Source organism: Methylocapsa aurea, assembly GCF_000746085.1.
Lineage (GTDB): Bacteria > Pseudomonadota > Alphaproteobacteria > Rhizobiales > Beijerinckiaceae > Methylocapsa > Methylocapsa aurea.
In genome coordinates, this window is record NZ_JQKO01000015.1 from 1 (window position 1) to 11,969 (window position 11,969).

Below are 11,969 nucleotides of genomic sequence, written 5' to 3' on the forward strand. Positions count from 1 at the left end.
TCACCCTCGCCATCTTCGGCGTCGTCCTGCTGATCCTCGGCCGGATCCAGGAGCTTTGCGCCGGCAATGAAGACGTCCTCGGCCTCGAGCCGGCGAAATAAGCAACTGCCGCCGGCGGTGATGACCCATCGATCAGAACCGCCAGCGTCCCAGCCTTAAACCAAGCTGCAACAGAGCTTGGCCGCCCTGAAGAGTAGGCCGGCCAAGCGTTTTGGAACCTGCCCGGCAGTCGGCCGTTTCTCGGAGGAGCCTTTCGAGGAGCGTCGTCCGCCGGGCACGTTTTTGTTTCCGCGCCCCTCTAGAGCGTTTCCCGATCAGCTGGACTTGTCTGATTGATTGGAGTCGCATGGAGCCAAGCGACTGAGCGGAATTAGAATAATTCTTGAGGACGCAATTTATGAATTGTGACAAACTTAAAATTTGCTACTCTAATCAAACGATCGAGTCCGATGGGGGCAACGGCGAGACGGGGTGATGGACCTGAATTGAAAAACTGATTTCCGTGCCAAGCTTATGGCGTCTGGCGGGAAGTCTTACCGAGGATCGAAAAATGTTCGTTCGAGCAGCGTGCGCTTTCCTTCTTGCAACGAGCCTCCTCGCCCCCGCCGCACAGGCCGACGGCCGCATGCCGCTCGGCATCGAAAAAGAAATATGTGTGCTGAACGTCGGCCCCGACGCAATGCACTTTACCGCCTATCAACCGCGCTTCGGCGCGCATCGGCCACAAGAAACCGCGGTGGAATTCTGCAAGGATATTCCAGACGTCGGCCCTGTCCTGATCGTGCTCGACTATGTCGATATGGAGCTGCGCGAAATGAGGACCGATGTCCGCGTCATCAAGGCGGTGGACGGCCGGACCGGCTCCTCGGAAATGTCGGGCATTTTGCATGACGCGCAAATGGCTCCCGAGGCCCTGGATCCAGTCACCGAGAAATATCTCCCGCCGCGGCTTTATCCGACCGGCATCATTAAATTCGAACATACTTTCACCAGCCCGGGAAAATATTTCGGCATCGTGACGGTCAAGAACGACCACGGTCAGATCTATGTGTCGCATTTCCCATTTTCGGTGGGACAAACGCACCGCAGAATGATCTTGGCCTATAGTCTGTTCGCCGCGCCGATCATTGCCGGATTTTTCTTTTATTATTGGAAATTCGGGCGCAAACACAGACTAACCGCTTCCGCCAAGAAGGCCTGAGGCGCTGTCGCCCCTCGGTCGAACGGGATTGCAACAGCAATCCCTGCAGGCGCTAAGCCCGCTAGAGCCTCGATTATTCTGGCCCACGGCGCATTTGTCCTTGGACGTTTCGCGGACGTTTCGCGAAATAAAATGACATCCTCGCAAGATTGATCATGATCCGGTTGCGACGCTTGTTCGGCAAGCGGCGCCGCTGTCGCGCGACAGCGCTCAAGAACCGGAGGGCAGGATGGCGCCTTCGCTCGCCCGAAGTTGGAAGACGCCGCGCGACCTCGATCTCGGCCTCCGGCGGATAGATAATGGCGCCGGCATGTCGATCGCGGTTCTCCCGAACGGCTGCCTCTTTTCGATCGAGTCCCGGCGCCCCGGCGGCGCGATCATGATCAACCAGATCCTCGGCTCGCCGATCGATGGCGGAATCGCCCGGCTTTATCTTCGCGTCGGGGGGCCGCAGCCGGCTTGCGTCGAGGTCATCGGCCCCGGCGCGAAGGGTCGTTTCGGCGCGGCGGCGGATGGCTTTGCCTGGGAGGGCGAAGACGCTGGGATCAAGCACCGGGCAACCCTATCGCTGCTGCCGAACGAGTCCGCATGGCTGTGGCGCCTCGAGGTCGAGAACATCCGCGCCGCCACAGCATCGGTAGACGCAATTCTCATCCAGGACATTGGCCTTGGCGAGCGCGCGTTCCTCATGAACAACGAGGCCTATGCTTCGCAATATATCGACTCGCACGTCGAGCGGCGCGAGCGCTGCGGACCAGTCGTCATGAGCCGCCAGAACCTGCCCCAGAGTGGGCGCCATCCCTGGGTTCTTCATGGCTGCCACGAAGGCGCCAGCGCCTTCTCCACCGACGGGCGCCAGCTCTTCGGACCGGCCTTTCGCGACAGCGATCGATTCGCCTTTCCCTTTGGCGCGGACCTGCCAAGCGAAAGGCTCCAGCATGAGCTTGCCTGCGCCGCGCTCCAGACTTTCCGCGCCGCCCTCGCGCCCCGCGCGCGCGCTTCCTGGCGATTCTTCGGCCTTTATGATCCAGATCACGCCGAGGCCTCGAGCCGATCCGACCTCGCTCGGATCGACGCCGCGGCCTGGCCCGATGGGGGTCCAGCCGCCATCCGCCTCAGCGCGCCGGTCCGCGCCCTGGCGCAAGATGCTCCTCCAATCGCGGCGGACCCGCTTGACGCCGCCGATCTCGACCGCCGCTACCCCCTCCGCACGCTGGAGGAGCGGGGGGAAGGACGGCTGCTCTCCTTCTTCACGCCGACGCTCCACGGGTCCGAGCCACAACACAACCGCCATGTCGCGCTGAGGGACAAGGAGCGGATCATGACGCGCCGCCACGGCGCCCTGCTGCGCTCAGGCCAAGCGATGCTGCCCGATGAGGCGACCCTTTGCGCCACCTGCTGGATGCATGGCGTATTCGCCGCCCAGCTGACGATCGGCAATACATCTTTTCATAAGCTCTTTTCCGTCTCTCGCGACCCCTACAACATCACGCGCGCCAACGGACTGCGCATGCTCGTCGATATTGGCGACGGCTGGCGCCTGCTCGCCGTGCCCTCCGCCTTCGAGATCGGCCTTGGCGACTGCCGCTGGGTTTATCGCCTGGGCGTCCGCACCATCGTCATCCGCGCCATTGCATCTGGCGAGGACGCCGCGATGCAATGGCGCGTCGCAGTCGAGGGCGAGCCGTGCCGGTTCCTTGTCTTTGGACATCTGGCGCTGGGCGAACGCGAATTCGAGCGCGCGAGCTTGATCGAGGTCGAGCCCCAATCAAAGCGCTTCAGCTTCCATCCCGACCCAGAGTCGCTTTGGGGGCGGCGCTGCCCTGACGCGCTCTATCATCTTGTGACCAGCACGCCCGAAGCCTTTGAGGCGATCGGCGGCGATGAATTGCTTTATGCGGACGGACGTCCGCGCGAGGGCGCCTATCTCGCCCTGCGCACGGCGCCGGCGCGCGCATTCTGTTTCGCGGTCGTTGGCTCAATGACGGATCCAGCGGCAGCGGAACGGCTTGCGCAGAAATACGGGCGCGGCGTCGACGATCAAAGCCTGCTGGCGCCGGCCGCGCTTTACTGGGGCGCCGTCACGCGGCGCCTGCGCATCCGAGGCGGCGGCGCTGATGGCGAGGCCTTGGATGCGCTGTTCCCGTGGCTGGCCCATGATGCGATGATCCATCTGACCGCGCCGCACGGGCTCGAGCAATATACCGGCGCCGCCTGGGGAACCCGCGATGTCTGCCAGGGGCCGATCGAATTCCTGCTTGCGCTGGAACATGACGAGCCGGTCAAGGAAATCCTCCGGATCGTCTTCGCGCAGCAATATGAATCGCGCTGCGATTGGCCGCAATGGTTCATGCTCGAGCCCTATTCGAGCATCCAAGACAAGCGGAGCCATGGCGACGTCATCGTCTGGCCGCTGAAGGCGCTCAACGACTACATCGAGACGACCAACGACCTTGGCTTTCTCGACGAGCCCGTCGCATGGCGCAACGAACAGACGCTCGAAAGGACCGAGCGCAAGGACTCCGTCGCCGCCCATGTCGACGGTCTCCTTGCGGCCGTGCGCGAGCGCTTCATCCCCGGCACAAGCCTCATCCGTTATGGCGAAGGCGACTGGAACGACTCGCTTCAGCCGGTCGACCCAAGGATGCGGGACTGGATGGTCAGCAGCTGGACGGTGGCCCTGCTGTTCCAACAGCTGAGCCGTTACGCCGAGATCCTACGCCGGAGCGGGCGCGCCGGCGAGGCCGAAGCGGCGCGCGAGCTCGCGGGGCGGATGCGCGGAGACTTCAACCTTTATCTCCTGCGCGACGACACGGTCGCCGGATATGGGCTGTTCGAGCCGGGCGCCTCGGCGCCCGAGTTGCTGCTTCACCCCAGCGATGCGCGCACCGGCCTCAAATATTCGCTCCTGCCAATGACGAGAAGCATCATTGGCGGCCTGTTCACGCCGCAACAGACGCAACATCATCTGCGTCTCATCCGCGAGCATCTGCTGTTCCCGGACGGCGCCCGGCTTATGGATCGGCCGGTCGCCTATCGCGGCGGGATAGAGACGCTGTTCCGCCGCGCCGAATCCGCAGCTTTCTTCGGCCGGGAAATCGGCCTCATGTATGTCCATGCCCATCTTCGCTATGGCGAGGCCATGGCGGTTCTAGGCGAAGCCGACGCGCTCCTGGACGCGCTCCAGCTCGCCAACCCCATTGCGGTGACGCAGCGCCTGAAGCAGGCCCTGCCCCGCCAGCGCAACGCCTTTTTCAGCAGCAGCGACGCGGCTTTCCCCGACCGCTACCACGCCAGTTCGGAATGGAGCCGCGTCAAAGCCGGAGCGGTTGGGTTCGAAGGCGGCTGGCGGATCTATTCCAGCGGCCCCGGCCTTTTCGCCAACCTTCTCATTGTCCACGCCCTGGGCCGCCGTCGGCGCTGGGGCGAACGCGCCCCGCCGCCGTTGACGCCCGACACGGACATGCGGCTGGAATGGGACGTTGGCGATTGAAGCCGCCCGCGCGGGCGAGATTTTTTTGCATCGCGCGGCGAGGGACAGGCGCGGTTCATCGCGCGGCCGCGATCGAGGCATATGTATTGAGAATACGCATCGATAGGTTTCTCCCTCGATCCCGAGAGCTTTCGCCTGATTGTATTCCGACAGCTTGTGGTGTAGCGTTATTTCCAACGCGGTGGTAAATCGCAGATATAAAGTTCGGGAGGGATCGTATGCCGATCCGCAACGGATTTGCCTTGGCGGCCGCCGCTTTGACGGCTTCGGCTGGCCTTTTCGCGCTAGGCGCGGCGGAGGGGATCTGGTCGCCCCCTAAATTGCCGCCAGGGGTTTCGCCCACGCTTTATGCGCTTGCCGTTCCTCCGGGGCGCGAGCCGACCGCCGAGAAAGCCGCCTTGGGCGGGACCTTGTTCATAGATAAGCGCCTCTCCGTCGACGATACCGTCTCCTGTTCCACCTGCCATGATCCGATGAGAGGCTTCGTCGATCAGAAGCGGACTTCTGAAGGCGTTGGCGGCCAGCGCGGCATGCGCAATTCGCCGACGGTCTTGAACGCCATGTTCCAGGCCAGCATGTTCTGGGACGGAAGAGCGGCGACGCTCGAGGATCAGGCCAAGCTTCCAATTCTCAACCCGGTCGAAATGGGACAGAAAAGCCCGGACGACGTCGTCGCGAAATTGCGGGCGATCCCGGAATATGCGGCAAGCTTCAAACAGGTGTTTGGGCGCGACCTGACCTATGACGACGTCGCCGCCGCGATCGGCGCTTTTGAGCGCACGCAATATTCGGGAAATGCTCCCTTCGACCGCTTCATCGCCGGCGATGATCGCGCCATCGACGACTCCGCCAAACGCGGTTGGGCTCTGGTCAACGGCAAAGGCCGATGCAACGCCTGCCATGCTGGAAATGCCGTGAACCCGCTGTTCTCGGATCAGAAGTTCCACAATATCGGGATCGCGGCGCATAAGGCCAATTTCCCGGAATTGGCCGGAAAGGCCTTGAAGGTCCTGCGGACCGGCGATGAGAAACAGCTCGACGAACTGGCTTTGCAGACCGAATTCTCCGAGCTCGGTCGGTTTCTCGTCACCAAGCAACAAGACGGCGTCGGCGCATTCAAAACGCAGACGCTGCGCAATATCGGCATCACCGCGCCCTACATGCATGACGGATCGCTGGCGACGCTTTGGGACGTCATGGACCACTACAATAAAGGCGGCGTGCCCAATCCCTATCTTGACGGCGGCATGCAGCGGCTCGGCCTGACCGAAGGCGAGATCGACGATGTGGTCGCCTTCCTCTTCACCCTGACCGACGACCGCTTCGACGCCTTCAACAAGCAGGAGTTCGCACGGCAGTCAGCGCTGAAGACCACCCGGCCGGAGCGCGATCTCGACGCCGTCGCCGGGCGCAAGGGCAATCTCGGCGATCTCGCGCCAAATCCCGACCTCCAGAATCCGGCCCGGATCGGGGTTTATTAGCCGACCCTCAGGGGAGCGCAAATCCATGACTCGACACCACAAAAGCATCGAGACCCGGCATTATGAGGAACGCGCGTCGTTTTTCGGCGATCTCGAGCGCCTCAGCAACATGTCGCGCCGCGGATTTCTTGAAATTGCCGGCCTGTCGGCCGGAATTGCCGCCGCCAAGGGCCTTGTGACCCCGGTCGGATTTCAACTGATCGACATGGCGCAGGCCGCGGAGAGCAATCGCCCCGGCTTTTCCTTCGCCTATATTTCCGACGCCCATCTCTACAAGAAAGAACTCAACGATCGCTTCGTCCGTTCGATCCTGAAAGCGGTGGACGATGTGAACGCGCTGGATCCGCAGCCCGACTTCGTCCTCTTCGGCGGCGATCTGGCGCAGCTCGGGCAGAAGGAGGAACTCGATCTCGGCGCCCAGATTCTCAAATCGGTGAAGGCGCCGGTCAAGATGATGGTCGGCGAGCATGATTGGTTCCTCGACATGGGCGAGCATTGGCGCGGATTGTTCGGCGCGCCGCAATATTCCTTCGATCATAAGGGCGTGCATTTCGTGACGCTGATGAGCGTCAACGAGAAGGACTTCTGGACCGCCCACGGCATGACACCCGCGCAGCGCATGCAAACCGTCGCCGGCCTCGACAATGGGACGCAATCGCGTTTCGAGGTGGGTCCGGAAGGCCGCGAATGGTTGAAGAACGATCTCGCCAAGCTCGACAAGGCGACGCCGGTCGTGGTCTTCTCGCATTCGCCGCTCTACAAATATTACAAGAACTGGAATTTCTGGACCGATGACGCGGACGAGGTGCAAGCGATTCTGTCCCGCTTCGACACTCTCACCGTCATCCACGGCCACACGCATCAAATGCTGACCAATCGGATCGGCAATATTCACTTCCACGGCTTGTTGTCGACCGCTTGGCCATGGCCCTACGCGCCCACCGGCCTGCCGAGCCTGACCGTCCAGATGAACCGGGCGGACCCCTTCAATGCGTTCGACGGCTGCGGCGACGGGCAGGTCTCGGTTCTGATGTCCGGCATGGTCGACAAGCTCTACAATCTCTGGAACCGCGACCCGGTCACGATCAAGGCGAGCTATCTCTCCTCCTACGGCTTCAAGGACCGCCCGCCGGCGGCCAAACTTGCGAGCTACTAACAGCGTTGCCGGCTCCAGCGCCCCGCGCCAAGGCGGGTAAGACCAGCAACAGCCGAGACTGCGGTTTAGGACGGTCGCGAAAGCAATCGTCGAGGTAGGGCATTTTCGAGCGAAGTGGATGCCGGTTCGCGTTAAGAAAATGCGACAAAACAAAGACCTAGAGTTGCTTTCTGATTCCGCGGAAACTGGAAGCGCTCTAGGAACAAGAAGGAGAGGGAGATGAGTGCGCCTGCCTGGTCTTTGGTCCTGATCGCAGCCACGTTGAGTTGCTCTTCGCTCGCCTTTGGTGCGGACGATGCGCCGCGCCACGTCCTCCCTGCTTCGCCGGATGGCGATCTGGTCGTTGGCCTCTGCGATGGCGAAACATCGGTCGTGGCGAAGGGAATCAAGCCGGGCGACGCGATGACCCCCGAACAAGGCCAGCGCATCGCCGATGCGCTGATGGGCGAATGGCGGCGCAAGCATCCAGAGGCCGCTTGGGACAAGATGATCCAGGTGGCGGAAGCGGACGCCGTTGGACAGGCGAAAAATGCTGGCAAGGACGCTGGGCCCGCCGCAGTCGCCCCGTTTCAGGCGCAGACCTATGGCGCTTTCGACGCCCGCGACGAGGCCATCTGGAAAGCCTCCACGCAACAGCTGATCGACGAAGGCGACCGGATTTTCCATGACGCCAAAGCTTTGGGCGGAACCGTCGCGATCTCCTGCGATATGTGTCACCCCAACGCCAGCAATACGCATCCGGAGACCTATCCGAAATATCAGGTTCAGATTGGCCGCGTGGCGCTGCTGCGGGACATGATCAACTGGTGCATCGAGAACCCGGTCCGCGGCAAGCCGTTCGCCGATGACGATCCAAGGCTCAAGGCGCTCGAGGCCTACATTATTTCACAGCGCAAAGGCGTGGCGCTGGATTACGGCAAGCACTAAAGCGTTTCCCGATCAGATGGAGTCGTCTGATCGAAAAGGAATCGCTCAGATTTAATGAGTTGGAGCATGTTCTTATGAGACATCGGATATATCCGATGTCTCATAAGAACATGCTCCAAGGGGTTGCTATCAGCGCCATCCGAGCGCGAAATCCACACGCGCGCGCCGCAACGGCGCTTTGTCCGGTTAATATGAATTTGCCGCATTCAGGGCCGCGAGGCGTTGGCGCAATCGGCCGACGCCGCTCGAATGATCATCCAATGCGGCTCGGAGCCGCCGATTTTGCCGCACCCTCCAACCAACCGCCGTCCCTCGATCGCCTGCCCCCGCGTCGCGCCGGCGGCCGGCGGCTGGTCGTCCCAGAAATAGGCGGAGCCGAGCGACGCGGCCAAAGCCAGAGATATTGCGCCGATGCCCGGTTTGCGTTTGGTCCTCTGCGTCGCCACAGCTTCTAGTCTCCTTGCCTGCATCCGGCGAAGCGCCCGCGCCGTTTTCAATGAATTGCCGCCTGTTTTGGCCGCCTGGTCCTGGCCGCCTTGTCTTAGCCATCATCTCGGCGGAAATGCGGCGCTGTCTGGAATCATAATCCAGGTAGAACGTTTCATGTTGACGCATTGCGCCAAAAAAGCTTGGTCTCGCGAGGATCGCCCGAAACCTGTGCGGCGGGCGATCGGTCTATGCGTCGACGAAACTTGCCGCTAAATTGCGGCCCCCTTCACCCCCCAAGGACAAGCCATGCCGAAGCTCGCCACGGTCGCATTCGCACTCTTCATGCTCGCCATCGCGGCGCCCGCTCGATCGGGCGAAAACGAGACATATGTCGCCGCGCGGAACTTCATCGCGGCGCTCACGGAGCTGGACGACTCCCTGCGGCGCTATCACGACCTTGTAACGGCCGCCGGAATCAACTCCTACGAGGCGCCGGCTCTCTGCGCCGAGGTCACTCCCGACCCCGAAAACGTGCCCGACGAACATGTCCCGCTTGAGGACCTTTTGAAAAAGAACAAAATTTCCCTGTCCGACGCCCGCACTCTTTGCCGCGCCTTCGCCGCCGAACGCAGCAGCATCGAAAAAGCCAAAGCGGCGAACCTGGCCGCCGCCACTGAATGCGCCGCCCACCGCGTTCCCGCCTGCGACCAGGCCAATGAGGCGGTCGCGGCGCAAAAGGCGTCTCGCGCCCGCATGACGCTCGGCGGACCGCAATAATTAAGCTCAAACGTCAATCGATGAATGTGGCGGGCAGAATCGGCATGGCGCCCGCCATCAAGGACTGAACCTTCGGCGTTGGCCGCCCCAACGGGTAGCACATCGGCGCCGGCGCGAATGCCGATAGCTCGGCCGCCGATGAAGAGGCGGCGGCTGCCGGTTGCGGGGCCGCCGCCTCAAGCGGTGTCGCGTCCTTCGCCGCATTGGGCGCCAGGGACGCGGTCGCTGGGCTGCGCCGCTTCGGACGGGCCGGCGTGACGATGACATCGAGCCCAGCATAGGCCAGCGCCTCGGGGCGGCTGACTTCGCCTAGAAACGCGCCCTGGCGGGCAAGCTCGAGGAAAGCGGGGTGCTGGCCTCCATCCGCATAGGTGGTCCGCACCGCGGCGCCGCCGTCGGCTATGAGCGCCGCGACGCGCGCCTCCTCTTCATCGCGCCGCGCCGCCGCAAGCGCTTCTTTTTCGGGATCGGCCGAAGCGGCGAAAACATAGCGGCCGGCGGCGACGCCGACGACTAGCTCTTCGCCCGTGGCCTCGAAACGATCCGAACCCTCCTTCAATTGCCGCCAGAACGCGATATTCGGGTCGGAGCGGTACTTGGCCATGTTCTGCGCGGTCATCCGAAATGGATAGGCCTGAAACTGGAACGCCGGCTGGCCGCCTCTCAACGCATCGCGAGCGAGGGCGTAAATCTCTCCGACGCCCTTGTCAGTCATCGCGTAGCAGCCCGCCGAGGAGCATGTCCCATGCACCATCAGATAGGAGCCCGAGCCGCCATGAGCCCGGTCATAGGCGTTGGGATAGCCGGTATCGAATGAAAGATAATAGGCGGAATTCGGGTTCATCTGCTTGGGACCGACCGAATAGAACCCTTCGGGGGTCTGACGATCGCCGGCCTTCGACTTTGGACCGAGCTGCCCTGACCAGCGGCAGATTGGGAACGCCTTCAACAAGACGAAGCGTCCATTCTTGGCCTTCTTCCAGATTTCCAGCTCCGCTTCCTTCTTGTAGGAGCGGATGAGGATCGGCGCCGCCGCTGTCGTTTCTCGCGCCTTCATCAAGGCGAGCGTCGCCGCCGGAATTGGCGCACCGCTTTTGTCCGACTGCGCCAAGGCGGGGGCGCTCCCTTGGCTAAGGAGAAGCGCAGCCAGGCAGCCCACTGCGCGCCAAACCGCGATCTTTGACCTAAGGTCCATTCGCCGCCTCGGGCATTGTTGAGCTTTGCGAGAGCATATCCTCAAAAGGATTGCGAACTTATTGGCCAAGATCATGGCGCAAGACAACCCAAGCGAAAGCCGGACCCATGCCTTTCGCTGTGGCGATGCGTCCCGTCCTCCGGCTCGCTCATGGAAGGCGGTGCAGAAAGCAGGCTGGGACGTCGGCCCCCGTCGGTGATCTTATCGGACGGGGCGCGGGGCGCTATAATGCATGATGCGGCGGGGGAGCCAGCAGGCGCCAAACCACGGAGCAGACAGGATGAAGCATCGAACCCTTGGCCGCAATGGCCCGGAGGTCTCCGCAATCGGTCTGGGCTGCATGGGCATGTCCGATCTTTATGGCCCCGCCGACCGCGCCGAAAGCCTCGCCACCCTCCATGCCGCGATCGAGGCCGGAGTGACCCTGCTCGACACCGGAGATTTCTATGGCATGGGCCACAATGAAATGCTGATCCGCGAGGGCTTGGAAGGCCACCGCCGCGACGATCTCCAGATCAGCGTCAAATTCGGCGCCTTGCGCGATCCCGCCGGAGGCTGGATCGGCGTCGATTGCCGGCCGGCGGCGGTGAAGAATTTCGCCGCCTACTCGCTGCGCCGGCTTGGCGTCGATCATATCGACATCTACCGCCCGGCGCGGCTCGACCCGGCGACCCCGATCGAGGACACGATCGGCGCCATCGCCGATCTGATCAAGGCCGGCCATGTCAAACATGTCGGACTGTCCGAGGTCGGCGCCGCGACGATCCGGCGCGCCCATGCCGTCCACCCCATCTGCGACGTGCAGATCGAATATTCGCTGATCTCGCGCGGAATCGAGGATGAGATTCTGCCCGCCTGCCGCGAACTCGGAATTGGCGTCACCGCCTATGGCGTCCTCTCTCGCGGCCTCATCAGCGGGCACTGGTCGCAAGCGCGGGCGGGCGCAACGGACTTTCGCGGCTTCAGTCCGCGCTTCCAGGGTCAGAACCTCGAAGCCAATCTCGCTTTGGTGGAGCGGCTGCGCTCCATCGCCGCCGCCTTGGGCGGATCGGTCGCCCAGATCGCGATCGCCTGGGTTCTGGCGCAGGGCGCAGACATCATTCCCCTGGTAGGGGCGCGGCGGCGCGACCGCCTCGACGAAGCCTTGGGCGCCCTCGATCTCGCCTTGTCGTCGGAGGATCTGGCGGCGCTCGCCGAGGCGATCCCCGCCGGCGCCGCGGCGGGAGAACGCTACGACGCCGCCCAACTCGCGCATTTGGACAGCGAGAAGAAAGCCTCCGCCTAGCGCTCTCCCCCCGGGGCCGCTTTTC

At 62.8% G+C, this 11,969-nt stretch carries 9 protein-coding genes; 7 read left to right on the top strand and 2 right to left on the bottom strand.

The window, feature by feature from the left end:
* The first annotated feature begins 550 nt into the window (after positions 1 to 550).
* The 5 genes from DL86_RS11405 (at position 551) to DL86_RS20290 (ending at position 8,258) form a co-directional block, all read left to right on the top strand.
* Positions 551 to 1,201 (top strand): hypothetical protein, encoded by a 651-nt coding sequence (locus DL86_RS11405; protein WP_051953252.1) that lies wholly within the window; start codon positions 551 to 553, stop codon positions 1,199 to 1,201.
* A 229-nt stretch (positions 1,202 to 1,430) separates the two neighbouring features.
* Positions 1,431 to 4,694 carry a GH36-type glycosyl hydrolase domain-containing protein gene (locus tag DL86_RS11410; protein WP_036261482.1) on the top strand — a complete coding sequence of 1,088 codons (3,264 nt, stop codon included), beginning with the start codon at positions 1,431 to 1,433 and terminating at the stop codon, positions 4,692 to 4,694.
* Positions 4,695 to 4,912: 218 nt separating this feature from the next.
* A complete protein-coding gene (locus DL86_RS11415; RefSeq protein WP_051953254.1) occupies positions 4,913 to 6,175 on the top strand; it encodes a cytochrome-c peroxidase in 1,263 nt (420 codons plus the stop codon).
* Positions 6,176 to 6,200: 25 nt separating this feature from the next.
* A complete protein-coding gene (locus DL86_RS11420) occupies positions 6,201 to 7,331 on the top strand; it encodes a metallophosphoesterase family protein (RefSeq protein WP_051953256.1) in 1,131 nt (376 codons plus the stop codon).
* Between the two features lie 219 nt (positions 7,332 to 7,550).
* Complete coding sequence (locus tag DL86_RS20290) at positions 7,551 to 8,258, top strand: c-type cytochrome (protein ID WP_202899195.1); 708 nt, start codon at positions 7,551 to 7,553, stop codon at positions 8,256 to 8,258.
* 206 nt (positions 8,259 to 8,464) lie between these two features.
* Here the strand turns inward: DL86_RS20290 and DL86_RS11435 are convergent, their stop codons facing one another.
* Positions 8,465 to 8,704, bottom strand: coding sequence for a hypothetical protein (locus DL86_RS11435; RefSeq protein ID WP_156964601.1), 240 nt, complete (start codon positions 8,702 to 8,704; stop codon positions 8,465 to 8,467).
* A gap of 289 nt (positions 8,705 to 8,993) precedes the next feature.
* Between DL86_RS11435 and DL86_RS11445 the strand changes: the two genes are divergently transcribed.
* A complete protein-coding gene (locus tag DL86_RS11445; RefSeq protein ID WP_036261493.1) occupies positions 8,994 to 9,464 on the top strand; it encodes a hypothetical protein in 471 nt (156 codons plus the stop codon).
* A 13-nt stretch (positions 9,465 to 9,477) separates the two neighbouring features.
* On the opposite strand, the gene DL86_RS11450 is transcribed toward DL86_RS11445, so the two are convergent.
* Positions 9,478 to 10,659, bottom strand: a complete 1,182-nt coding sequence (locus tag DL86_RS11450) for a L,D-transpeptidase family protein (protein WP_036261494.1) — start codon at positions 10,657 to 10,659, stop codon at positions 9,478 to 9,480.
* Between the two features lie 280 nt (positions 10,660 to 10,939).
* Between DL86_RS11450 and DL86_RS11455 the strand changes: the two genes are divergently transcribed.
* Positions 10,940 to 11,944, top strand: coding sequence for an aldo/keto reductase (locus tag DL86_RS11455; protein ID WP_036261620.1), 1,005 nt, complete (start codon positions 10,940 to 10,942; stop codon positions 11,942 to 11,944).
* Positions 11,945 to 11,969: the final 25 nt, after the last annotated feature.